Raw genomic sequence first — 24370 nt, 5'->3', positions numbered from 1 at the left:
CAACCGGCGCGGCGGGCACGCTCGCCCTTGGTGCCTTGCATGGCGTTGAAAGGATCAATAACACGATTGAACAGATATTCAAGCATTGTATGTAAAGGGGATGCCGTTCCTCGGTTAGGCCTCGCCCAGAGGTTTGGAGCTATTCCTCGCCATGGTCCTCCGATATATGGATCGCCATATCCTGCAGGACCTGGCTCACATGCTGGTCGGAAATTTCATAGAATATTTGCTTGGCGTGGCGTTCCCCTTTGACGAGACGAGCGCCGCGCAGGAGCCGCAAATGGTGACTGACCAGAGATAGAGACAGATCCAGCCGTTCCGCGATATCGCCGACGGAGATCGGGCCCGGCATGCAACTCAGGAGGATTTTGAGCCGCGACGGATCCCCCAGCAAGCGGAAGGTCTCCGCCAGGATAGTGATCTCGTTCTGCGACAATGAGGAATGATCAATAACCTGTTCCGCTGCCAAGCTATGTTTGTGGCCGGCATGGCGTTGATCTGCGACAGCGCCATCTTTCGTGTTACGCGTATTCATCTCAAATCCTGACCGTTGGGGCATGCGCATTCGTCATCGGGACACCTTTGCGCAAACTCCCCGGATATTTTGCGTGCAATCTACCGAAGGAACTCGCAATCACAATGCATAGACTGTCTTGTTGAGATTTCGACAAGGCAATGTGTGTTCAAGGGAGGGCTTGCCGCATAATCATCATCGCCGTAAAGAGCCCCCCAATCGAGAGGATCACGGAACCGGCTATGTAGACCACGGCGAGCCACCCCTGACCGCGCTCGATGAGAAGACCTGCTTCCAGTGAAAATGTCGAAAACGTTGTAAAACCGCCGAGAATACCGGTCGTCAGAAACAGCCGGGCCTGCTGAGACAGACCGGTTCGGAACGCAAAATACTCGACGACTACCCCCATCAGGAACGACCCCATTACATTGATCCCTAGGGTACCCAAAGGAAAGCTGCCGACACCAAGAAATCGAACTGATGCGACGTTGACCGCGTGGCGCGCCATACCGCCCATTCCAGCCCCAATAAATACGATGAGATAATTCACCTTTACCTCTGCCTTCTATGGGAACCATTTCGGCAAGCCGAAGGCGGAACCTACCATCGACAAGCAAGGGATTCCCTGTTGCGGTAGGAGTCTCAGCCAGAAAGACGGTTAAAGGGGAACTCCGTCCCAATACTGGCTATTATAACAGAAAAGTCACCTGCATGAAACCGCTGGAGACTTTCATCGGTAGTGAAGCCGGGGTTCGCGCCGCTGCAATCTTACGATTGCCCCCTTGACCCTCCCATCGTTGGAAACCCCACCTTGCCTCCAGATATTCCGGAGAAACGCAAATGTCTCGTCCGGACCTCTCCATTCGGCCTTCCCGAAGGTCGCTTCGTCATGAAAGGCAAGATCATGGAACAATCCGGCTACCCTCCCGTCCTCCTGTACACAACCCCTACATGCCCGGACTGCCACGCGATCAAGCGCTGGTTTGCCCAGAAGGGGGTGGCTTACGAGGAGCGCGACCTCACCGATCCCGCAATCGCGGAAGAGGCCAAGGCGCGCACGGGCGTCCGGGTAGCGCCGATCGCCATCGTCGGATCCGAGGTGTTCTACGGCACATTCCTCAGTCAGAAGCCGGGCCTCGAGAAGGCTCTCGGCTTCTTCGGCGCGTGAGGAGGGTGCCATGGCCGGCAAGCTCGCCGAAATCAGGCAGGCCCGCACGAAACTCGTCGTCGATGATGGCAAGACCATCCTCGACGCCGCGCTGAAAGCCGGGATTCCCTATCCGCATGGTTGCAAGTCCGGCCGTTGCGGCTCCTGCAAGTCGCGGCTGATAGAGGGTGAGGTGGATCTGCTCCAGCATTCGCGCTTCGCCCTGACCGAGGACGAGAAGGCGGACGGGATGATCCTCGCATGCCGTGCACTGCCGACGACGGATGTGGCGGTCGCCTGGCTCGGCAACGATGACGACGACGCGGTTCCGCCTGCCCGAAAGCTCAAGGCTGCGGTCACGCTGATCGAGGACCTCACGCACGACATCAGGCGGGTGCGCGTCGCACCGCTCGATGGCGCGCCGCTGTTGTTCACTGCCGGGCAATATGCACAGGTCGGGCTCGATGGCGTGCCAGCTCGCAGTTACTCGATGGCCAACCGGCACGGCGACACGGAACTGGAGTTTCACATCCGGCGCGTGCCGGGCGGCGTCACCTCGGGTCATGTCCACAGCGCACTCAAGGTAGGAGACTGCGCGACGCTCGAAGTTCCGCTGGGTTCGTCCTACCTGCGTCAGCATCACACCGGGCCGATCCTGTGCATCGCCGGCGGTTCGGGACTGGCGCCGGTCAAGTCGATAGTCGAGACAGCGCTCGCGCATGGCATGAAGCAGCCGATCCATCTGTACTTCGGCGTCCGTACAGAGCGCGATCTCTACATGGTCGAGCATTTTCAGACACTTGCAGCCTGGCACCCCAATCTGACCTTCACCGCCGTGCTGTCGGAACAGGGAGACGTACCGCAGCACCGCTCCGGTTTCGTGACCCAGGCCGTCATCGAGGATTTTTCAGAGTTCGACGGCTGGAAGGCCTATGTGGCGGGCCCGCCGGCGATGGTCGAGGCGGCGATGGAAGCGACCTTCGCGCGTGGTCTTCGCAGGGAGGACATGCATGCGGATGTCTTCTTTACGCCCGTGGAAAACCAGGAGGGGCAGGAAGCCGTCATGGTTGAATGAAGGCGCGGGCCCTTTCCTCAATCCTCCCCCGGTGTCGGACGGTGCAGTGATTCCATCTTTTCGAAAAGAAGCTCGCGTGAAAGTGTCCGTCGTCAGAACATTTGGCGCTGATGGCTGCTTGATTTAGCGGGGTGTCGGCCTCGATCTTTGGTTGATGTTAAGCGGCGAGTTTGCGGTGCTGCAAGCGCCTGAGCTCAATTGTCTGTCGTTTGATCCTTTCTCGTTGTTCGATGATAGCAGATGCCCTGCCGAAGTAGGCGTCGGCCGGGGTCACGTTGCCAAGGCTCTCGTGGTGGCGTCGGTGATTGTAATGCTCGACGAAGGCTTCGATCTGGCGTTCGAGATCGCCCGGCAGGAAGTAGTTCTCCACCAGGATGCGGTTCTTGAGCGTCTGATGCCAGCGTTCGATCTTGCCATGGGTCTGCGGGTGAAGCGGAGCGCCGCGGACATGGCTCATGCCGTTGGCGTCGATCCAGTCGGCGAGTTCGCTGGCGATGTAGGACGGCCCGTTGTCGCTGAGCAGTTTTGGCTTTTGCAACACCCTAGCGCTGTCGCAGCCTGAAGCCGTAAGGGCCAGTTCCAGCGTTTCGGTCACGTCCTGGGCCCGCATGGTCGTGCACAGCTTCCAGGCGATGATGTAACGGGAGAAGTCGTCGAGCACGGTCGACAGATAGACCCAGCCCCAGCCGATGATCTTGAAGTAGGTGAAGTCTGTCTGCCACATCTCATTGGGACGCATGGTCTTGTCCCTGAACTCGTCGGCGGCTTTGATCACCACGAAGGCCGGGCTGGTGATGAGGTCATGGGCCTTAAGCAGGCGATAGATGGTCGCCTCTGACACGAAGTAGCGCTTCTCATCGGTAAAGCGCACCGCCAGCTCACGTGGTGACAGCTCGGACTGTTCCAGCGCCATGTCGATGATCTGGCTCTGGACCTCGGCGCTGATGCGATGCCACACCCGGTTCGGTCGGGAAGGACGGTCCTCCAACGCCTCCGGGCCGCCTTCAACGTAGCGGTCATACCAACGGTAGAAGGTGCGCCGCGCAATGCCGAGCTGATCCAGCGTCTTCTTCGCCGGAAGGTGCGACTGCTCGACGATCTTGATGATCTCGAGCTTTTCGGATGCGGGGTATCTCATTCGTCGTCGCCCCCATCCGCGATCATGCTTTTCTTGAGCAGACGGTTCTCCAGCGTCAGGTCGGCGACGGCCTCCTTCAGCGCGCGGGTCTCGCGACGAAGGTCCTGCACTTCGCCGGTCGTCGCAGCACGGGCCGTGTCGCCTGCCAGTCGCCGCTTGCCGGCTTCCAGGAATTCCTTCGACCAAGTGTAGTAGAGGCTCTGGGCAATCCCCTCCTTGCGGCACAACTCGGCAATGCTGTCTTCGCCACGAAGGCCATCCAGCACGATCCTGATCTTGTCTTCCGAGGAAAAATGCCGCCGTGTCGCACGCCGGATGTCTTTGACCACATGCTCGGCAGAGCGTTTGCCGCCAGTCGTCTTCGTATTCATGTTCGCTCCTTCGTCTTAGACGAGAACCGAACACTCCTTAAATCACACCCTCAATTCTGTGCCATAGGTGCTGATCCCGGACAGGCGACAGGAAGGAAACTGCACCAGCAGCGATTGCCGCCACCACGCCGATATTCGAGATCTCAAAACCCATACCCGCGTCTACAACCTCACCCTGCTGGAGGTTCAATGCCTTGCGACAGCGACATCTTGACCCTCTAGCCGGATGAGCTTCTACGAAACGGTTCCGTCGAAAGGAGAATCGATATCGCAGTGATAGCCCGTGTTTATATGGTCGATGCGTGGCGCGGTCTGGCAATCGCGGGCGTCGTGCTGTTCCACTTCGTATGGGATCTGGAATTTACTGGCTTCATTTCGGGCGTCGCATACCATCCACTCTGGCTCGGCTTCGGGCGTGTTCTAGCCGGAAGCTTTGTGATGCTGGTCGGAGTCAGCCTCGCCCTCTCCTCTCGCTCTCCGTTCCGGCCGAGCGCCTATCTGCTTCGACTTACGAAAATTGGCGTCGCAGCCGCGGCCATTACGCTGGTGACCTGGTATGTTTTTCCGGCAACGTTCATTTACTTCGGCATCTTGCATGCGATCGCCGTTGCGACGTTAGTTGGTACATTATTCCAGCGTACGCCTTGGTGGCTAAGCCTTGCTTCTGGCGTTGGCATGCTGGTGGTTCCTTCCTTATGGCAGTCGGAACTCTTTGACACACGTTGGCTTGCCTGGATTGGATTTGCGCAAAACGTACCGCCGAGCAACGATTTCGTACCGATCTTTCCGTGGGTTGGCATTACCCTCATCGGTATGTCCGGCGCAAAAGTTCTGGTCGACAAAGGGAAAGAATACGCGCTCGACCGCCTCGTGCCTGCCGGCCGGCACGGCAACAAGCTGGCCTGGATGGGCAGGCACAGTTTGACAATCTACCTGCTACACCAGCCGATCATGTTGGGCATCATTATACCGCTTGCTAGATATCTCTAGATTGTGCGCTTTTGCACTGCGCATCATTCCTCATAATTCCGCCGGGACTTAATAGGCGCTGACTGGGAAGGTCGTTCAAGACGACGTATCCTATTTCTCATTGTCTTCCATCAATTCGTACCACATGGCGTTAAGGACGGCGAAGGCGGCGGCGAGCGGCAGGCCGAGCAGCCAGGCGAAATACCACATGATGGTTCTCCTTTCTTTTACTTGCGTATCGGATTCAACCGAAAATCGGTTTCCCGATTTTCCGGCCCGATGCGACTCAATAGGCGTGGCCGGAGCCGTCGCTGATCTGCTTTTCGTCCACCTTCCCCCACAGCACGCGGTAGACCCACGTGGTGTAGAGCGCGATGATCGGCAGAAAGATTCCTGTCGAGACCAGCATGATGAACAGCGTCAGGTGGCTGGACGAGGCGTCCCAGACAGTGAGGCTGGAGCGCGGGTCTATCGAGGAGGGTAGGATGAAGGGAAACATCGCCAGACCGACCGTGGCGATGATTCCGAGCACCGACAGGCCGCTCGACAGAAGCGACAGAACCTCGCGGCGCAGCGCCAGCAACGCCAGCGCCAGTAGCGCGCCGCCAAACCCCAGGGCCGGTGCGGCGATCATCCATGGATGGGCGGTGTAGTTGGTGAACCAGACACCAGCACCCTGCTCGACTGTCTTGGCGAGCGGGTTGGACGGGCCGTCGGTGACGATCTCCGAGACGAAACGGAAACCATCGATGCCGGTTGCGACCCAAAGGCCGCCGAGCGCGAACAAAACGATCGTGCCCGTCGCGGCGAATGTGCCGAAGCGACGGGCGCGGTCGGCGACTGCGCCGCTGGTCTTGAGCACCAGCCACGACGCGCCGTGCATCGTCAGCATGACAACGGAGAGCAGGCCGCAAAGCAGCGCGAACGGGTTGAGTAGTTCGAACAGGGTGGTGCCGTCATAGAAGATGCGCAGATCGGGACCGAGCCGGAAGGGCACGCCCTGAAGCACGTTGCCGACGGCGATGCCGAAGATCAGCGCCGGCACGATCCCGCCCACGAAGAGCGCCCAGTCCCAGCCGTTACGCCAGCGGTGGCTGTCGCGCTTCGACCGGTACTTGAAGCCGACCGGGCGCAGGATGAGAGCGGCGAGGATGGCGAACATCGCGAGATAGAAGCCGGAGAAAGACACGGCATAGAGCGGCGGCCATGCGGCGAAGATCGCGCCGCCGCCGAGGATGAGCCAGACCTGATTACCTTCCCAGACCGGGCCGACGGCGTTGATGACGACGCGGCGCTCCATATCGGTGCGTGCCACGAAGGGCAGCAACGTCTGGGTGCCGAGGTCGAAGCCGTCCATCACAGCGAAGCCGATGATGAGGATGCCCAGCAGCAGCCACCAGATCAGGCGCAGGGTCTCGTAGTCGATGAGTTCGTGCAGGATCATGATGGTCACTCCGCGGGTTCGAGCGCTTCGGGCAGGAGCTTCTGCTCCGGCTCGTGGTCTTCTTCGGGGCCTTTGCGGATCGCGGCGAGCATCAGCGTCATCTCGATGATGAACAGCACTGTGTAGATGGCCGTGAAGCCGGCAATGGTGAAAAGCACCGTCGTCGCGCCTAGATCGGAGACGGCGGCGGCGGTTGGTAGAACGCCCTCGATCACCCATGGCTGGCGCCCGACCTCGGCGACGATCCAGCCCGCCTCGGCTGCAATCCACGGCAGCGGGATCGAGAAGACGGCGACTTTCAACAGCCACGGATAGCGGTCGAGCTGGTGGCGCGCAGACAGGTAGAAAAAGGTGGCCGTGAGCAGGATGAAGAACATCCCGAGCCCGACCATGATCCGGAAGGACCAGAACAACGTCGGAACATTGGGAACCGTATCCCACGCAGCTTGGGTGATCTGTTCATCCGTCGCCTCGCGGGGGTCATCGAGGTAGGGCCGCAACAGCAGCGCGTAGCCGAGATACTGGCCTGTATCCTCGAAGCGGTCAGCGACTTCGGCGGGTATGGCCGCGCTGCTGCCCGCCTCTCGGATCGACTGGAGTGCATCAAAGGCCATGATGCCCTGCCGGATCCGCGTCTCGGCCAGTTCGACCAGTTCGTGGATGCCGGGAATTTCCGTTGTCAGCGAGCGGGTGCCAATCAGGCCCATAACCCATGGAACCTGGACGGAATAGTGTGTCTTACGCTCGGCCTGATCGGGCAGGCCGACGATGGTGAAGGCGGCCGGGGCCGGCTCAGTGTGCCACATCGCCTCGATGGCCGCGAGCTTCATCTTCTGGTGTTCGGTGGAGAGATACCCGCTTTCGTCGCCCAGCACCACGACGGATAGCGACGAGGCCAGTCCGAACGAAGCCGCGACGGTCATCGAGCGCTTGGCGAGCGCGATGTGCCGTCCTTTGAGCAGATACCACGCCGAGACGCCCAATACGAAGACCGAGGCCACCACGTAGCCCGCCGACACGGTGTGAACGAACTTGGCCTGCGCAACGGGGTTGAAAAGAACGGCGTAGAAGTCCTCCACCTCCATGCGCATGGTCTGCGGGTTGAAGACGGATCCGACCGGGTTCTGCATCCAGCCATTGGCGATGAGAATCCATAGCGCCGAGAAGTTGGACCCGAGCGCCACGGCCCATGTCGCGGCGAGGTGTCCGAGCTTCGACAGCTTGTCCCATCCGAAGAAGAACAGGCCGACGAAGGTGGCTTCAAGGAAGAAGGCCATCAGGCCTTCGATGGCCAGCGGCGCGCCGAATATATCGCCGACATAGTGGCTGTAGTAGCTCCAGTTCATGCCGAACTGGAACTCCATCACGATGCCGGTGGCGACACCGAGCACGAAGTTGATACCGAACAGGGTGCCCCAGAACTTTGTCATCTGGCGCCAGATGTCGCGGCCGGTCATGACATAGACTGTTTCCATGATCGCCATCAGGATTGACAGGCCGATGGTGAGCGGCACGAAGAGAAAGTGGTACAGTGCGGTGAGTGCGAATTGCAGCCGCGACAGGTCGACAATGTTCAGTTCCATGACTGGCTCCGGCAGGTCATTTTCAATCGGGCCTCAGTTGGCAAAGTTCTGCATTGAATTCGGTTGTGCCGCGCGCAATGTCGGCCACGATATGGCCGTTGCGCATCACGAGGATGCGATCGGCCAGGTCCGCTTCGCGGCGTGAATGTGTTGCGATGAGTACAGTTCGACCTCTTGCGCAGGCGTGCAAGCGCGCCAGCAGGTCACGCGCCGTTTCGCCATCGAGTGCCTCGCTCGGCTCGTCGAGCAGCCATAGCGGCGGATCGCGCAGCAGAAGTCGCGCCAGTGCAAGCCGCCGCGCCTGCCCGGCCGACAGCCCCGCACCACCTTCGCCTAGCATCGTATCGAGCCCAGTTGCGAGAGACGCGACATGGTCGGCAAGACCGGCCTGACTCAGAGCCTCGAGCAGCTCTTTGTCGGTTGCGCTGGTCCGGGCTATTGCAAGGTTGCCGCGCAGCGTGTCACGAAATAGCTCGGTGCGCTGGGTGAGCACGGCCAGCCGACAGGCGAGCACGACGCCTCTTGCCGGCGTCAATTCGCGGGCAAGCAGGGATAGAAACGTTGACTTGCCGGCTCCACTGGCGCCGACGAGCGCAACCCTCTCGCTGGCACGAATGGTAAGGGTGACGCCGGACAGGACCGGCAGACCAGCGCCGGGATGGCGAATCTCGACATCGTCGAGCCGGACCGCAATGTCAGGCGCCACAGCCGCCTTGGCGGGCTCGCCTTCTTGCGTAGGTCGGCGCGCCGGATCGGGCTCCAGCCGGGGGGCAAGCCGCGCCGCGGCCTGAACTGTGCGGCCGAATTCCACCGCGCCGCTGCGCAGCAGGCCGAAAGGCTCCAGGCTGGCGAGCACCAGCAGCGCCGCGAACGCGGCGCCGGGCGCGCCAATGGTGCCGGCTTCGGCGAGGAAGGCGGCCGCGACAAGGACACCGGAAAGCAGTACCGCCGAGAGCATGCCGAGGCCAAAGCCCGTGTCTGCTTCCGCCCGGTTCAGTGCCCGGTCGGCTTCACCCAGACGGATATCAGCGGCCTCGATCGCACGCAGATGCGCGCCGAGACGGCCGACCATGGCCAGGTCGGCCTGACCGCGTACAAGATCGATAGAGCGTGATCGCAGCACCTCAAGCGCGTAGGCACGCCGTCGGGATGATGCGGCGGCACGGCGAGACACGAGCAAAGGAAGCCCCAGACCGCCAGCCATGAGCGCGACACCGACGGCAAGGCCGAGCACCGAATGTACGAAGGCAAGAGCGACCGCAACGAAAATCGCCGCGATACCGGCGGCAATAACTGGCGAGATCACGCGCAGATACAGGGAATCGAGTGCGTCAATATCGACTGTCAGGCGGAAGAGCATACGCGATGGGTTGGCCGCCAGACTGCGCGCCGCCCTTGCACTGGCATAGCCACGAAACACGGTCTCCCGCAAACGCGCCAGAACGCGCAGTGTCGCATCGTGGGTGGTGAGCCGCTCGCCGTAACGGGAGGCGGTGCGGCTGATGGCCAGCAACCGGATGCCCGCTGAAGGCATGAACACATCGAAGGCGAGCGCGGTGGCTGATGTCGCCCCGGCAATTGATGTTGCGACGATAAACCAGCCTGACAGGCCAAGCAGTGCTATGCCGGCGAGCGCGGTGGATAGCGACAGAAGCACGCCGTAAACGAGCATGTGTCGATCGTCCCCCCAGAACAGCGCAACGACAGGACGAAGGTTGGAGAGCCGCCTCATGCGGGCACCTGCTGTGTCGGCGCGTCGATGGCGGGAAGCCGGACGACACGATCCATGCGCACGGCCAGCGCGGGGTCGTGCGTTGCAACGACAAGCGTGGCGCCCTGCGCCACGGCAATCAGTCGCTCGGTGAGTTCGTCGGCGGTTTCGCGGTCGAGATGTGCGGTCGGCTCGTCGACAAGAATGAGCCCGGGGCGCGGACCGGCAGCCGCGCGCGCCAGTGCCAGGCGCAGGGCTTCGCCGCCGGAGAGGCCATCGCCATTTTCACCAATAGGGGCAGAGCCACGCCGCGCGGCCACATCGCCAAGCCGTGCGACTTCCAGCGCCCGAGCGATCTCGGGCTTGCGAAGGTACGGTCTGCCGAGAGCGATATTGCTGGCAAGCGTGCCTGAAAAGATATGAGGCGGCTGGCCAAGCCATGCGATTCGGGTGCGCAGCCGGGCGGCATTCGCATGATTCAAAGGCTTGCTGCCGAGGCGGATTGTGCCCGCATCGGGTGATGCGAGGCCCGCGACAAGGGCCAGCAGTGTGGATTTTCCACCACCGCTGGGCGCCATCACCGCGACGTGTTCCCCGGGACGGATGGATAGGTCGAAATCAGCGAAGGTATCGACCGCAGATCCGGCATGACGAAAGGCAAGGCCATCAACTTGGACTGAAAGCGGGCCTGATGATCCGCCGGCCATGCTTTCGATATTGCCGACGATTTGCGTGCCGCCGTGCGTGTTGCGCTCGAGAGCTTCCAATCCGGCCTGCCCAGCGGCGCGGTCGTGCCAGGCCGCCGACAGGTCGCGTAGCGGCTCGAAGAAGGCCGGTGCGAGCAACAGGATGAACAGGCCCTGCGCCAGCGTGAGTTTCTCTCCCCACGCGCCAAAATTCAGTTCTCCAAGGAAATGGAAGCCGATATAGACGGCGACCAGCGCCACGCCGAGCGCAGCGAACAGTTCCAGAACCGCAGACGACAGGAACGCGACGCGTAGCACCACCATGGTGGAGGCTCGCAGGTCTTCGGCATTGGCGCGCAACTGCAGCGCGGTAGCATCCACCGCCTCGAAGGCACGGATGGTAGCGAGCCCGCGCAGCCGGTCGAGCAGGAAGGCATTCATGTCGCCTAAGCGAGCAAGTTGCCTTTCGCTGACCGCCTTAGCCTGCCAGCCGATCAGCGCCATAAAGATCGGGATGACAGGCGCGGCCATCAGCAGCACGAGGGCAGCTACCCATGAAAAGGCGAAGACGAGGCCGAAAATGACCAGCGGCACCACGGCGGCGCGCATGCGTAGCGGCTGGAACCTTGCCAGATAGGGCACGATGGCGTTGGCCTGCTCGGTAAGCGTGCTGGCGACGAGACCGGACGAAGGCCGGGAGGCATCGAGTGGGGAACGGGTTGCAACGGCGGCTGCGGCGCGGGCGCGCAGGGTCGAGAGGTGGGCGCGGGCGGCATCATAGGCGCGGGTGGCGCCTGCGCGCTCGAGCGCTGCGCGCATAACACCGAGGACTAAGACGCAGAGAGCCGGCAATATCGCAGCGCGTGCAGAAGCGGCATTTGCTACGTTGCCGATGGCGAAAGCGATCGCTGCTGCCTGGGGAATCCACAGCAGCGACGCTGAGAGCTGGAGGAATGTGGCGAAACGGGGAAGACTGGTCGTCGCCGCTATTACGTCCGGGCCGTCGGTGCGCAAGGGTGCGTCACCCGCACCAGCGCCGGCGCGTGCGGTTGCCGTGGAGTGCCCGTTCAGGGTCCGCGAACCGCTCATCAATTGTCCAGCTTTCGGCGGCCGCGTCCTATCGAGATGATCCTGTCGCGCGCATCGAGAAACCGCGTGACCTTCGAGCCGAGCGACAGCAGCGATGCGAGCCGTCCGGTATCGAGTTTCTTGACATCGTCATACCAGTTGGTGACCTGTTCGATCAGGCCGTGCATCTCGGACAGGCGCACGCGGGCATAGCGCTCGTCGTCATTGACGGGTTCAAGCATCAGAAGGTCGCGCAGCACCGACAGGGTCGGATCGACCTCCCGCTTCTTGCGCTCTTCGGCCAGCGTACGGAAAATCTGCCAGACGTCTTCGGGTGCGGTGAAGAAATCACGCCGGTCGCCGGGCACGTGGCGGAGAATCACGAGGTTCCATGCCTGAAGCTCGCGCAGGCTCATCGAGACGTTGGAGCGTGAGATGCCGAGCGCCTCCACTATGGCATCCGCACATAGCGGTTTCGGTGAAACATAAAGCAGGGCGTAAATCTGCCCGACCGTGCGGTTTATGCCCCAGCGGCTGCCCATCTCCCCGAAATGAAGGACGAACGACTGGATGGTCGGGGACAGGTTCATGGCTCTCTGCTTCACTCTTTTCAGAAATTTCTGAAAAGAGTGAAGCAGAATGGCACGGGGGGATCAATCGCGGTGAGCTGTGCGAGACGGTTTGTCACGGATGCGGCACTCTGCCGGGATTGTAGGAGCCTTCCGCCGGGAACCCGCGCACTTGTGCCGTGCGGACGTTTTCACAAATTCATTCTTATCGTAGATTTGTTGACAATTACGTCATGGAACGACAAGCATGTCCTCATGCCCGTCAGTGATCAGCCATCAGTTTGCGGATCACTGACGCGGCGTCGGGCCCCGCCCCCATAATCAGAGCGGAAGAGCGACCGCGCTGCCATGGCCTCCCTACGAAGTAGAGGCCCTTAACCGGAGACACGCCTTCTGTGTGGAGGAAACCGGTCTTGGCATCAACCGCGCCTTTGATGTCGACCCAATCTGTTTCATCCCGATAGCCCACCGCCCAGATCACCGTGCGGATCTGAACGACTTTTCCGTCAGAAAACTTCACGACATCTGCTTCAGCCCCTACGAGTCGACTCATGAGCCTGATGCCACGTTTCTGTAACACCTCGTCCCGCAGATTTCTGTCCGGGAAAGCGTCGGTTTTCCTCACCATTCGGCCGCGGAAAGATGTCGCGGGTGCTTCCAATGCTCCAACAAGGTTGAGCCACCACCAGATCGACTTTCCGAGAATATGTTCTGGCAACAGCTTTCTTGGCTTGCCAACGGAGAGAAAGACGGGTTGGCGCTTCCTGGATTCGATCGCAATGTCGCGTCCGCTTGCTCCATCTCCGACTACCAGGACGGGCCCGTCAGGCAACTGATTGCAGTTACGGAATGTTGCTGCTGTCAGCTGGAGCACTTCGTAACCCATCTCCGCTGAGATGGGAGGAACAATCGGAACCTGAAATGATCCTGTGGCGATTAGTACCTCGGATGCAGCAATGATCTCGCCATTTGAGAGGGTCGCTTCAAAACCATCGGCAGATTTGGCCAGTCGCGATACGTACGATCCCAGTTTGACCGGAAGCTCAAAGTGCCGGGCATAAGCTTCGAGATACTCAGCGAAATCGTCTCGATGGGCATAGCGGTCGCGGTTGCCCGGAATCTGCAATCCCGGCAACGTACTGAACTGGCGTGTGGTGAACAAAGTGAGGCTGTCATATCGGTGACGCCACACGTCGCCAACACGGTTGCTTCCCTCAACGATGATGAATGGAAGGCCGGCCCTGCGCAGATGGTAGCCTGCGGCAAGACCGGCCTGGCCCGCCCCGATGACGAGGACGTACCGATCCATCACACTACCACGACGCGCGTCCCGATGGGCGTTAGCTCATAGAGTTCCCGGACGTGATCATTGAGCATGCGGATGCATCCGTTCGACACCGCCTTGCCGATCGTCCATGGCTCATTGGTACCATGGATGCGGTAGTAGGTGTCGCGTCCATTTCGATAGAGGTAGAGAGCGCGCGCGCCGAGGGGGTTGTTCGGGCCGCCTGGAACGCCGCCTGCGTGTTTGGCATAGCGTTGCGGGTCTCGCTTGATCATGTTTTGTGTGGGGCGCCATGAGGGCCATTTGGCCTTGCGCTCGATAATTGCGCTACCCTTGAACGCCAACCCGGCTTTGCCGACCCCTATTCCGTAACGGCGTGCCAGGGTTGGGCTTTCCAGGAGGTACAGAAACCGCTCACGCGGCGCGACGATGATTGTCCCGATAGGCTCCGAGAATGTGTGCCTGACTCGTTGGGGAAGGAAACGCGGCTCAACTTTAACAGGGCGAGCATTTGCGAAGGCGCTGACCGGCGTGAGAGAACCCGCAGCGGCAGCCAGAAGGCCAAAGCCGAACGCCCGACGGTCAATGGTCATGGCCATCATCCTCCTGCGGAGCCCTAACATCCGGCACGAGCTTCTCGACCTTTGCTGTGGCCCGCAACTCAACTGAAATCCGACGTTCTTCGGCAGCCTTCAGAGATTGACGAATTTGCGGTTCGGCCAACTCAAAGGCGGGTGGCGGCCTGTCGCGGCTCTCCTCGAGCTTGATGACGTGAAACCCGAATGGAGAGCGCACCGGCTTTTTGGTGTAGTCGCCTGTCTTCAGCCTTATGGCCGCCTCATCGACTTCCGGTACTGTCTGCCCCTCGGGGACGAAGCCCAGATCTCCGCCGTTTACTTTCGACACGGCATCGAGGGAGCTCTTGGCGGCAAGGTCGGCGAAGGAGGTCCCTTCTCCGAGAGCAGCGATGATCTGCTTCGCCTCGTCTTCAGATGCCACCAGGATATGGCGCAGCCGTCGCTCGGTAACCACCGGTATCGAAGCGACCTGCTGATCGTAGATCTGGCGGATAGCGTCGTCGGTAACGGCTTCAGCGGCCTTCTGCTCCATGAAATTGGCCCGCAGTGTCTGCTGTTCAAAGAACTGCATCTGGCGCTTGTATTCGTCCTGATCTGCGATACCTGCTTTCTTCGCTGCGTCGGAAATGATCCGCATTTCGATCAGCGTATCGACGATAACAGAGAGTCTGGCATCGTCTGGCATGGTCCCGAGTTGGGAACCATACATCTCCTGAGCCACCGCGACGTCTGCACGTGTTATGTCGCTACCGTTCACGCGGGCGACAACGTCTTCCGACTGTGCGAATGCCGAACTGCATGCCGTGGTCATCAGAAGAGACAGGGCGATCCGACGCAGGCTTCTTGAAGAGTTGGAAAATAAGATTGTCATCTGATTGCGTCCCTACTGGCCCGACGCTGCAAGTAGCGGATCGATGGTGTCGCTGAACTGCGCGACGCTCAGAGCACCCTTGTACATTTTGCCATTGATGAAGAACGTAGGGGTGGAATCGACGCCAAAGCCGCGCCCAACTTCTGCAACCGCTTGCACCTGCTGCATCAGTTCCTCATTCTGAAGGCATGCTTCGAACGCGGCTTCGTCCATGCCGGTCATGCCCATGACAGATTTCATGGCGCCTGTTCCGTCTGAGGCGCGGGCCCATGTCTCCTGGGTTCGATAAAGAAGATCGAGGGTCGGATACCACTTTTCGTCGCCCGCGCACCGCGCCAGCATGAAGCCGGCGGTGGAGCGCGGGTCGAACGGGAATTCGCGCATGATGAAGCGCACCTTTCCGGTATCGACATATTTCTCCTTCAGGCCGGGCCAGACGTCGATATGGAATGTTCTGCAATGCGGGCAGGTCAGAGACGCGTATTCGATGATAGTTACAGGTGCATCGTCGGTGCCGAATGTCTTGTCCGGCAGGGCCCCTGGCTCGAGAAGCTCCTGCTCGGTTGGCTGTGCAAATGCTAGTGGCGATGCAGCGCAAACCAGCGCCATGGCTGAAGTGCCGATGAGAAAAGTGCGACGTTTCATGGGTGAATCCTTTTGAAAGCCGGAGGCTACAAGCTCTGCCCGCTAGAGGTTCAAGTGATTTTTCGTGCTGACATCTAAGCGGTCGAACTGCCGCGGACGATCACCGGCGCGGGCGTCGAAACACGATTATAGAGGTCGATGATGTCCTGGTTGATCAGCCGGACGCATCCACTCGATACGGCTTTGCCGATGGTCCAGTATTCCGGCGAGCCGTGAATTCGATAAAGCGTGTCCACGCCGTCCTGGAAGATATAGAGCGCGCGTGCACCGAGCGGGTTGTTAAGCCCTGGATTCATGCCGCCATTGGCTGCGCTGTATTTCTCCAGTTCTGGTTGTCGCGCAATCATTTCCTCAGGAGGAGTCCACCGCGGCCAGCGCCGCTTGTACTGAATGACGCCAGACCCTGACCATGTAAAACCCTGACGCCCCAACCCCACGCCGTAGCGCATCGCCTTCCCATCGGGCAGCACGAGATAGAGGTGGAATGCGGAGGTGTTGACGACAATCGTCCCCGGCCGTTCGCCGGTCGGATCGTTGACGAGTTGACGATAGAAGCGACGTTTCACCTTGCTTAAATCGACAGCAGGGATTGGGTAGTCTTCCTCCGGCATCGCCCCATACATCCGGGCATATCCGACATCTACAGCAGGTTTTTCGGGTTCGGGAGTGGCTGGCGCAACCTGGATTGTCGCACAGCCTGGCAGAGCCACAGTTGCTGTCGCAGCCGCAGCCACAGTGAGAAGTTTGCGACGCGATAGCATCACGTCTTGATAATTCGAGCTCAAAGCTTCGCTCCTTATAGCTGACAATATCGCCGCGATTAGCGGTCGTACTGAAGGGCGAAGTGCGATACATTGCTCGACGGTCAAAGGCTTGCCCGCCGTCGTATTCACACCCCTTGCGTCTTGCTATCGGGGAGGTCGGAGTAAGCCGGAAATGCCGGCTGACTCCAAGCGGAACTCGCCAAAATCCCTGCATGGTTCGACAGTTGATGGCACCGAGGGATATGCGGAGTAGGCCATCAGTTTGGCGCAATGATCGTGACAGGATGACGGGAGGGGTTCCGGCGCGGGATTGTTGTCGTCGACCGCAGAGATTTCGGCGCTTTCTCCAGTATTTATGAAGAGATCTGATGAAACCAGGCTGCGCCCGTCTGTTGCCGGTGCTGCGATGGACGCGGCAGCGCTCAAATGCAGGGTCAGCAATAGAGCGGTCAGCAATGTCAGAAAGCCACGCAACATATCTGTCACTCGTCCGGAGAGTGCGGATCCGCGAGCGCTGCGTCGGGTCGGCTGACAGGCACAGAAGAGCGGGGTGATGTTCGCTTAGCCAACGCATCCTGACCGTTCCGCTCCAGCAGCCGGCGGAAGCTTGGATGCATCCCGCCGTCTACATAAGAATGCGCGGACAACGCGTTCCCGCTTGAAACCAGAAGGTCAGCTTGCCGTAAGTCAGTCTGTGTGCGCCCGGCTATCTCTGAATGAGGCGAATTGACGGGCGGAGGGCAGGCAGCCAGAGGGTTGCGTGGCTCGCCGCCTTCAAATTCCGTATCGACAACATATCGGCCGTCACAAGAAGAGATCTTTGGCTGACGACGGGTGACCTCGAAGCTGTCATAGCCGCGCTTCAGGTCGGTCCAGAATGCGAAGTTGGGATCCTCGCGATGCTTCGCCATGTTCTGCGGCGTCATGCGGAATGGAAATGCATGAACCTGAAAGGACTGTTGACTGCCCTTCAATGCCTCGCGCGCAACTGCATAAATCTCGGCGACCCCATCATCTGTTAGCGCATAGCATCCTGAGGAGGTGCAGGCGCCGTGCACCATCAGAGCGTCGCCCGAATACCCCAATGCCGCTTCAAGCCGGTTTGGGTAGCCCAGATTGAACGACAGGTAATATTGGGACGTGGGGTTCAGCATTCCCGCATTGACGTGATAAAATCCTTCTGGTGCCTGACGGTCGCCTTCGCGGGTCTTCGGACCAAGTCTTCCCGACCATCGGCACATCGGGTACGTCTTCAGGAGAGCGTATTTGCCGGTACGATCCTGTTTCCATATTTCCAGTTCGCTCTCCTGTTTGAAGATGCGGACAAGGATCGGCGATGCGGGAGACATCGACTTTCTTGACATCTCGGCGACGAGGGAGGCGGGAATAGGCTGGGCAGCCTTATTGTCCACATCCAGCACACTCGAGACGCAACCGCTGAGCGACATGACAACAAGGCCGATAGAAATTGCTTTGAGCGCATACAGCATGAAACAGAACCAGACCCGATCCGCCAAGCGACGGAGAACACCATCCGTATTCTGTAGCTATCATAGTTAATGACCCGTTGCGCCTGACAAATCCGCGAGCGACACATCACCGCAGCGGCCCGCCTGTTACTCGCATCGGACGAGGTTTAAAGGGAAAAACTCCGCTTGGGGAGTTTCTTAACAATTTGGAACGGTTAAGATTTTGGAACAACTGAGTAGTGAAGAAACGCAGCGACTCACTCGCCGCCGATCAAAAATGAACATGGTCGTGCTTCTCGGGCTCGTCCTTTTCATCGCCGCTGTGTTCAGCTTCAGCCTGTATCACATACGAGTCGAGACACGTCCTCCTGTAGCGGTGTCGACGCAGGGGTAACATCTGGATCACCCAGCTTTGAATGGTCGGTTCCATTCTCCCGTGAAACAATGGACCGCAGTCTTGGGAGACATGCGGTCCAGTTAATGCTGCTTTATGTATTTTCGTTCTTTGCTGCGGGTGTCGCCGCTTACGGCGCTCTGACACTGGTGTTTGCTCTGGCGTGTCTGGTTCTCGGTCACAATTCCATGGAGATGATATACGGAGATTTCGCCGTTTACTTCTTCACATTTGTCGCAGCTGTGGAAGGCGCCTGGCTGTTGCCGGACGATATAAGGAGTTCCTCGTCGGTGCGCAGGCTCACCCACTGGTTGAGGTTGCGCTGAGACTGGCGCTTGAGGAAGTAGATCTTCGCGTCGCTCCACAGCAGAACTTTCTGTTCAAGATTGTCGAGGATGAAGTCTCCCAGCGAAGTGACGACGGTGAGTACAGCGTGACCGCCGCCTCTGGCATCTCGTGCAGTCGTCAGCAGCAGCGCGCCCAGCGGATAGCCCATTTCGTTCAGTCGCTGGCGTTTGAGAAGGGCGTAGTCTTCACAATCCGCTGCGCTGGTCGGGTATTCCCAGAATTCCTCTACGCCGTAGATTTCCATGTCCGTGAAGGCGGGAATGCTGTTCACTTCAGCATTGATGCGAACGATGTCGCTCCATGCGGGTCGCGTCAGTTCGATCATCGTGCCGCCCGCCCGGCGTGCGCAGCGATCACTGTAACGCTGACAGTAGTCATAGTAGCCGTACGGTACCGAGGTTACCCCAAACGTCGTCATGTTATTGCGACCGGATTGCGTGGGATTGTAATGCGCTGCGCTTGCCAGCGCTGCTGAGCAAAGCATGAGAAAAACAATTGCTGCGCCCCAGATAATCCTCATTGCTCGGCCTCTCCGATTGTTGACGGAGACAACCTATGCGAAAGCGGGAAAAATCAAATAAAATCAATATGATAAATTAGATTCAAATGTCTTGAAAATCTATCTGCGCTTTTTAGCGTTGCATTTACCGACCGATTACGGTCATCGCGCATCACTTGAACGGGGTATCTTGTTCGCCATGACGATGGTGGGTCAGGTCTCCTTTGTCCTGCACAATTTTGGCATTCATCGTGATGGAGCCGCCGCCTTCGAAGCGTAATGTGATTGGAATGGTATTTGGCCGGAGTGGATTGGCGACAAATCCGTCAAGCGCCAGATGAATTCCCGGTTCCACCATCTTCAGCTCGGCATGGCCGGGGATCGTCAGAACGTTGCTTATTCGCTCACGCCGGCCGAAGGTGTTTCTGGAAACCCTAAAGCCGGTGAAGCTGTCGCTTTCGACACTGACAAGATTTTCGGAGGATGTCGTTCCGTTCCATATCGTCAGATACATCGTCGACGACGAAGTATCTGCGGAGGAGATGAGCACCTCTGCATGCTCGATCTGAAGCACTTGCGATGAACTCTCGTGCGATACTTGAATTTCCCGAGCACCGGCGTCAGCTGTAAAACCGGGAACCAAAGCTACGGTCAGGAGGAGGTGGTACAGGTTTGGCTTCATGATTGCCCAATCGGAGGATTGCCCAAGATACAGGTCTGCGTTCACTGACGATGATCACAAATAGTTCAGCGCGTCGGACAATATGCCCTGTTGCAGAGCGGCGGGGAGGACATGAGTCTGGGCTGAGAATGAAAAAGGAGACAATGTTTGCTGACCATTGGAGAGCTGTCAAAGCAGACAGGGGTGAAGGTCCCGACCATAAGGTACTATGAGGAAATGGGCTTGATGAAGCCCGCAGACCGGACGGAGGGTAATCAGCGCCGTTTTGAACCGTCGGACGGGGAACGCCTGGCGTTCATCAAGCATGCACGTGATCTCGGCTTCACTATTGAGGCTATCCGTGAACTCCTCGATCTTAGCGCTCATCCCGAGCGCCCGTGTAAGGATGCCGATCAGATTGCCGTACGCCAACTGAATATGGTTCGTGACAAGATCGACCGACTGGCGCGACTCGAGCACGAACTCGCCCGGATGGTCGGCACGTGTCACGATGGCCATATGAAGGATTGCTATGTCATCAGATCGCTCGCGAACCACGATCTCTGCACAACCGAACACTGACCATCAGGTTTGCGTGTCCGCATCGAAGCTGCAGTAATACGTAACTCGGTCCGTTTCGGCCGCACTCATGGGAACGCCATATAGCGTAATGGCAAGCACCGACCCGTCGCCGCTCTGCCTGATCGATCCCCTTATGATTTCCGCGGGATGTTCGTCGGGTATCAGGTCAAAGGTGGTCTCATCGCCTTTCGTTTGCAGATTGCGAAGCTCGCCCGTGTCGTAGTCGCCTTCGGCCGAAAACGTCGTTTCCATCCTTGTTTGACTCAGGAACATGTAGAACTCCAAATCCGAGCCGAACGGCGCGCGTCCCCAGTACCACGCCTCAGCTTTTTCCACGGAGGGCCGGACACGCACAGTAAGACTGCGGCATTCGTCTGCGCTAGGAGCCGTGGCACCAGGATGGAACAGAAAGACGCCGGTCGGCATGGCATTTGCGGCAATAGTAACTGCAATGGTGGAAGCGGTACCGGCCAGCAGAGACAACAATATTCGCGAGCGCACGAGATTTTTCCTGGCAACCGTTTGATCAAGCGAAACAGGACCCAAATTTAGGGGAGAGAAAGCCGCGCGATAACCGGAAGATGGTTCGATTGAAAGCGCGGTCCGAGATTGAGGCTGACAAGCCCCATATTAGGCGAGATGACAATCCTGTCGATCGGTGTGCCCAGCGCGGGTATGTTGCCGAAGCGGGTGCTAAATCGCGTAGGTGCTGGCCACCACGCGGATTCCGTAGTGCGGTAGCCAGTTTCTGCGAGAAAGTCCTGAAAAAAGAGCGACCAGGGTGGCATATTCCAGTCTCCAGCGATCATGACAGCTGCATCACCATCTTCGTACTGTAGCGCTTGTGTCAGATCGCGAAAATACGCGGCCCGCTCTCGCCACATCGATGGCCTCCGCGGAGTTTGCGCGTGAACAGCATAGAGAACCACCGGCCTGCCTTCGATCAGGAGCTCGAGCCTGAGCGGGTGCCGGCCTCCCGTGTCACGGCTTGCTGGTGAGACAACCTCCTCGCTGACGATCGGAAAGCGGCTGAACACCTTCATGTCGGTATTTGCCCGAAGGTCGCGGTTGCTTTCGTAGCGCCATAATCCGCTGTCGACCAGCGCGTCCTGCCAGACGGGACGCACTTCCTGAAGCACGATGATATCGCTCGAAGCGACTTCCGCGATGGCGAGAAACGGTCGTGGGTTGCGATTGTCCGAGAGGACATTAGCGGAAACAATCGTGAACCGAACGCCGTCGCTTTCGCTGGCCGGGGCGGGCAGGAAGACGAACGGAAAAATAGCAGCAAGACATGAGATCACAGCGCCCACCCGCGTTAGCCGGGATGGCAACAGCAGGCCAGTTGCAAACAGCCCTATTCCCGCAGCGAGAAGGTGTGGCCGAACAAAGTTCGCCATGTCCGCTGCCCACAAATCACGGGCAAGCAGGTGCGAACCGAGCTGGGCTCCAAAATAGATAACCTGCGCCAGAGCGACCAATGGAATGAAGAAGTCGGCCAGACGACGACGGCAAACAGACAAAATGCCCCCACGCTTTCTCTATTAAATCTGCCAATTCACGGACCTGTCGGTAAAAGTCAACAAGCCGCACCAAATCGATAATTGTGCTTGACCCTCCAGCCACCTGAGGTTTTATAAATTTGCTCCTGTATGACAGGAGACCAGCCATGAGTGCTGCTGAACGCCAGACCCGCTTCAGGGTCGAGGGCATGGATTGCGCAAGCTGCGCCACGAAGATCGACACTGCTGTACGTCGCCTCAACGACGTCGCAGACGTCAAGGTTTCGGTTGTGGCCGGAACAATGACCGTGACCCATGGCGACCGCATTGACATAGACGCACTCGCCAAAAAGATTGGTAGCCTCGGATACAAGACCGTCCCGATTACCGCGACGGATTCTCCCGTCGCAATGGAAGGCGCGGTGCATCGTCACGGCCCCGATTGCGACCATGATCATGCCGAGGGAACTCACAATCATTCGAGTGAGAGCACCGGCCAGTCGGACGCTCTCGCGGGCCTGCACGGGCACGATCACGGACCTTCTGACGGGCCATGGTGGAAATCCTCCAAGGCGCGACTGACCATATTATGCGGGGCCGCGCTGGCGATCGCTTTCGGCCTTGCACAGCTTTACCCCCAGACGCAGCCTTGGGGTTTCGTCGTTGCCATGGCGGTCGGGCTCGTCCCCATCGCCCGGCGTGCCCTGTTCGGCGCGTTGAACGGCAGCCCGTTCACGATCGAGACATTGATGACGGTAGCGGCCGTAGGCGCCGTGATCATCGATGCGTCCGAGGAGGCGGCGGTTGTCGTTTTCCTGTTCCTCGTGGGTGAGCTTCTCGAAGGCATTGCAACCGGGCGCGCGCGAGCATCCATTCGCGCTCTTGCAACACTGATGCCTAAAACGGCCCTGCTCGAGATAGACGGTGCGACGAAGACCGTCCCGGCCGAGAGCCTTACGGTCGACGCTATCGTGTTGGTGCGTCCCGGCGATCGTGTGCCGGCTGACGGCGTGGTGTTGTCGGGTGAGAGTGCTGTCGACGAGGCGCCGGTTACGGGCGAGTCGGTGCCTAAGCGCAAGGAAGAAGGCGACAACGTATTCGCCGGTACCGTCAATCAGGAAGGCGTGCTTCGGGTGCGGGTTACGGCCGCTGCTGCCGACAACACGATTGCCCGTATCATCACTCTCGTAGAGGAAGCGCAGGAGACCAAGGCCCCGACCGAGCGCTTCATCGACCGCTTCTCCAGATATTACACGCCCGGCGTGATGGTGGTGGCTGCGCTGATCGCAATCATTCCCCCGTTAGTCGTTGGCGCGGAATGGGCCACGTGGATCTATCGCGGCCTTGCGGTCCTGCTGATCGGTTGCCCGTGTGCGCTGGTCATCTCGACACCGGCGGCAATCGCCGCCGCACTCTCAGCGGGCGCGCGACGTGGCTTGCTGATGAAGGGCGGCTCGGTGCTGGAGAATCTCGGCAAGGTAAACCGGGTCGCCTTTGACAAGACCGGAACCCTGACGGAAGGCAAACCGAAGGTGACCGACATCATCGGTGTCGCAAGGGATGAACGGGAGACCCTGCGTCTCGCGGCGGCGCTCGAGGTGGGATCGAGCCATCCTCTTGCCGTCGCCATCCTTGCAAAAGCTGACAGCGAAGGCGTGCCGCTGACCACTGCGTCGGAGGCCGGTGCGGTTGGCGGGAAAGGAGTGGTTGGCACGCTCAACGGCGAAAAGCTGTTTCTTGCATCGCCCCGTGCGGCCGCAGAGGAGGTTCAGATCGATGCCGCGCTTGCCGCCCGGATCGCCTCGCTCAACGATGAAGGCAAGACAGTTTCCGTGCTTCTTGCCGGCAAAGAGATTGCCGGTCTGGTCGCTATGCGCGACGAACCGCGCGAGGACGCAAAAGAGGGTATCGCGCTTCTGCGCGAACTCGGGGCGGACTCTGTCATGCTCACCGGCGACAACACTCGTACCGCGAAAGCCATCGCCGCTTCGCTTGGAATGGAAGCTCGCGCTGAGCTGATGCCGCAGGACAAGCAGCGGATGATCGGCGAAATGCGGCGGGAAGGCCGTTTTGTAGCCAAGGTAGGCGATGGCATCAACGACGCGCCCGCGCTTGCCGCCGCCGACATCGGCATTGCCATGGGCGGTGGAACCGACGTTGCGCTCGAAACGGCGGATGCTGCGATCTTGCATGGCCGGGTGAAAGACGTCGCGAACATGGTGTCCCTGTCGCGGCTGACGATGAGCAACATCTGGCAGAACATCGTTATCTCGCTTGGGCTGAAAGCCGTTTTCCTCGTAACGACCGTGCTCGGGATTACTGGGCTCTGGCCCGCGATCCTTGCTGATACCGGCGCAACCGTTCTCGTCACCGCCAATGCGATGCGCCTTCTCGCATGGCGGGGAATCCGAACATAGGCAGCGCTCGATAGTGTTTCAGAGGTCGCAATATCTGACGTTTCTTCGCCGTTGGGTCGCTGATCCGCTGACGGTAGGCG

24 protein-coding genes are annotated in these 24370 nt (G+C 59.5%); 5 read left to right on the top strand and 19 right to left on the bottom strand.

Annotated elements, in window-relative coordinates:
• Nucleotides 1-139 precede the first annotated feature (139 nt).
• Both ABDF71_RS12775 and crcB read right to left on the bottom strand, forming a co-directional pair.
• On the bottom strand, nt 140-535 hold the full coding sequence (locus ABDF71_RS12775; RefSeq protein ID WP_158194158.1) for an ArsR/SmtB family transcription factor: 396 nt from the start codon (nt 533-535) through the stop codon (nt 140-142).
• 148 nt (nt 536-683) lie between these two features.
• Entirely contained in the window at nt 684-1064 is a 381-nt protein-coding gene (gene crcB, locus ABDF71_RS12770) for a fluoride efflux transporter CrcB (RefSeq protein ID WP_158194157.1), read from the bottom strand.
• Nucleotides 1065-1403: 339 nt separating this feature from the next.
• Between crcB and ABDF71_RS12765 the strand changes: the two genes are divergently transcribed.
• Both ABDF71_RS12765 and ABDF71_RS12760 read left to right on the top strand, forming a co-directional pair.
• Nucleotides 1404-1682 carry a glutaredoxin family protein gene (locus ABDF71_RS12765; protein ID WP_425329539.1) on the top strand — a complete coding sequence of 93 codons (279 nt, stop codon included), beginning with the start codon at nt 1404-1406 and terminating at the stop codon, nt 1680-1682.
• Between the two features lie 10 nt (nt 1683-1692).
• On the top strand, nt 1693-2736 hold the full coding sequence (locus ABDF71_RS12760; protein ID WP_158194156.1) for a 2Fe-2S iron-sulfur cluster-binding protein: 1044 nt from the start codon (nt 1693-1695) through the stop codon (nt 2734-2736).
• 157 nt (nt 2737-2893) lie between these two features.
• On the opposite strand, the gene ABDF71_RS12755 is transcribed toward ABDF71_RS12760, so the two are convergent.
• Nucleotides 2894-4245 (bottom strand): IS3 family transposase gene (locus ABDF71_RS12755; RefSeq protein ID WP_158194155.1). Its coding sequence is split into 2 segments (ribosomal slippage): nt 2894-3906 and nt 3906-4245, totalling 1353 coding nucleotides; the frame shifts between segments, so codons are not numbered across the junction.
• 273 nt (nt 4246-4518) lie between these two features.
• Here ABDF71_RS12755 and ABDF71_RS12750 point away from each other — a divergent pair.
• A complete protein-coding gene (locus ABDF71_RS12750) occupies nt 4519-5235 on the top strand; it encodes a heparan-alpha-glucosaminide N-acetyltransferase (RefSeq protein ID WP_244953680.1) in 717 nt (238 codons plus the stop codon).
• 90 nt (nt 5236-5325) lie between these two features.
• On the opposite strand, the gene cydX is transcribed toward ABDF71_RS12750, so the two are convergent.
• From cydX to ABDF71_RS12680, 14 genes are all read right to left on the bottom strand, one after another.
• Nucleotides 5326-5424, bottom strand: a complete 99-nt coding sequence (gene cydX / locus ABDF71_RS12745; protein ID WP_009452654.1) for a cytochrome bd-I oxidase subunit CydX — start codon at nt 5422-5424, stop codon at nt 5326-5328.
• Between the two features lie 76 nt (nt 5425-5500).
• Nucleotides 5501-6658: a cytochrome d ubiquinol oxidase subunit II gene (gene cydB, locus ABDF71_RS12740; protein WP_158194154.1), complete on the bottom strand. Its 1158-nt coding sequence runs from the start codon at nt 6656-6658 to the stop codon at nt 5501-5503.
• Nucleotides 6659-6663: 5 nt separating this feature from the next.
• On the bottom strand, nt 6664-8241 hold the full coding sequence (locus ABDF71_RS12735) for a cytochrome ubiquinol oxidase subunit I (protein ID WP_036589023.1): 1578 nt from the start codon (nt 8239-8241) through the stop codon (nt 6664-6666).
• A 22-nt stretch (nt 8242-8263) separates the two neighbouring features.
• Complete coding sequence (gene cydC, locus ABDF71_RS12730) at nt 8264-9973, bottom strand: thiol reductant ABC exporter subunit CydC (protein ID WP_036589026.1); 1710 nt, start codon at nt 9971-9973, stop codon at nt 8264-8266.
• The gene (gene cydD / locus ABDF71_RS12725; RefSeq protein WP_158194153.1) at nt 9970-11727 is read right to left on the bottom strand and encodes a thiol reductant ABC exporter subunit CydD; all 1758 of its coding nucleotides are present in this window, start codon (nt 11725-11727) and stop codon (nt 9970-9972) included. The genes cydC and cydD overlap by 4 nt, the downstream gene beginning before the upstream one ends.
• The gene (locus tag ABDF71_RS12720) at nt 11727-12296 is read right to left on the bottom strand and encodes a GbsR/MarR family transcriptional regulator (protein WP_158194152.1); all 570 of its coding nucleotides are present in this window, start codon (nt 12294-12296) and stop codon (nt 11727-11729) included. Before ABDF71_RS12720 ends, cydD begins: the two co-directional genes overlap by 1 nt.
• A 241-nt stretch (nt 12297-12537) precedes the next feature.
• Nucleotides 12538-13584, bottom strand: a complete 1047-nt coding sequence (locus ABDF71_RS12715) for a flavin-containing monooxygenase (protein WP_036589031.1) — start codon at nt 13582-13584, stop codon at nt 12538-12540.
• Nucleotides 13584-14159, bottom strand: coding sequence for a L,D-transpeptidase (locus tag ABDF71_RS12710; RefSeq protein WP_196244982.1), 576 nt, complete (start codon nt 14157-14159; stop codon nt 13584-13586). The genes ABDF71_RS12715 and ABDF71_RS12710 overlap by 1 nt, the downstream gene beginning before the upstream one ends.
• Nucleotides 14143-15009, bottom strand: coding sequence for a peptidylprolyl isomerase (locus ABDF71_RS12705; protein WP_500061604.1), 867 nt, complete (start codon nt 15007-15009; stop codon nt 14143-14145). Before ABDF71_RS12705 ends, ABDF71_RS12710 begins: the two co-directional genes overlap by 17 nt.
• Before the next feature lie 12 nt (nt 15010-15021).
• Nucleotides 15022-15654 carry a DsbA family protein gene (locus tag ABDF71_RS12700; RefSeq protein ID WP_036589035.1) on the bottom strand — a complete coding sequence of 211 codons (633 nt, stop codon included), beginning with the start codon at nt 15652-15654 and terminating at the stop codon, nt 15022-15024.
• A gap of 74 nt (nt 15655-15728) precedes the next feature.
• Entirely contained in the window at nt 15729-16415 is a 687-nt protein-coding gene (locus ABDF71_RS12695) for a L,D-transpeptidase (RefSeq protein WP_036589038.1), read from the bottom strand.
• Nucleotides 16416-16900: 485 nt separating this feature from the next.
• Nucleotides 16901-17908 carry a L,D-transpeptidase family protein gene (locus ABDF71_RS12690; protein ID WP_036589040.1) on the bottom strand — a complete coding sequence of 336 codons (1008 nt, stop codon included), beginning with the start codon at nt 17906-17908 and terminating at the stop codon, nt 16901-16903.
• A gap of 590 nt (nt 17909-18498) precedes the next feature.
• Nucleotides 18499-19149 carry a transglutaminase-like cysteine peptidase gene (locus ABDF71_RS12685; RefSeq protein WP_094514309.1) on the bottom strand — a complete coding sequence of 217 codons (651 nt, stop codon included), beginning with the start codon at nt 19147-19149 and terminating at the stop codon, nt 18499-18501.
• A gap of 151 nt (nt 19150-19300) precedes the next feature.
• On the bottom strand, nt 19301-19855 hold the full coding sequence (locus ABDF71_RS12680) for a copper chaperone PCu(A)C (RefSeq protein WP_143851076.1): 555 nt from the start codon (nt 19853-19855) through the stop codon (nt 19301-19303).
• Between the two features lie 102 nt (nt 19856-19957).
• Between ABDF71_RS12680 and ABDF71_RS12675 the strand changes: the two genes are divergently transcribed.
• Entirely contained in the window at nt 19958-20371 is a 414-nt protein-coding gene (locus tag ABDF71_RS12675; RefSeq protein WP_094514312.1) for a MerR family transcriptional regulator, read from the top strand.
• Between the two features lie 3 nt (nt 20372-20374).
• On the opposite strand, the gene ABDF71_RS12670 is transcribed toward ABDF71_RS12675, so the two are convergent.
• Both ABDF71_RS12670 and ABDF71_RS12665 read right to left on the bottom strand, forming a co-directional pair.
• Entirely contained in the window at nt 20375-20872 is a 498-nt protein-coding gene (locus ABDF71_RS12670) for a hypothetical protein (protein ID WP_192800269.1), read from the bottom strand.
• 47 nt (nt 20873-20919) lie between these two features.
• The gene (locus tag ABDF71_RS12665) at nt 20920-21894 is read right to left on the bottom strand and encodes an endonuclease/exonuclease/phosphatase family protein (RefSeq protein ID WP_235819904.1); all 975 of its coding nucleotides are present in this window, start codon (nt 21892-21894) and stop codon (nt 20920-20922) included.
• 146 nt (nt 21895-22040) lie between these two features.
• Here ABDF71_RS12665 and ABDF71_RS12660 point away from each other — a divergent pair, with 146 nt between their 5' ends.
• Entirely contained in the window at nt 22041-24290 is a 2250-nt protein-coding gene (locus ABDF71_RS12660) for a heavy metal translocating P-type ATPase (protein ID WP_094514313.1), read from the top strand.
• Nucleotides 24291-24370: the final 80 nt, after the last annotated feature.

The sequence above is a fragment of the Ochrobactrum sp. WV_118_8 genome (assembly GCF_039631535.1).
GTDB classification, from domain to species: domain Bacteria; phylum Pseudomonadota; class Alphaproteobacteria; order Rhizobiales; family Rhizobiaceae; genus Brucella; species Brucella anthropi.
This window is presented reverse-complemented; position numbering and strand designations above follow the sequence as displayed.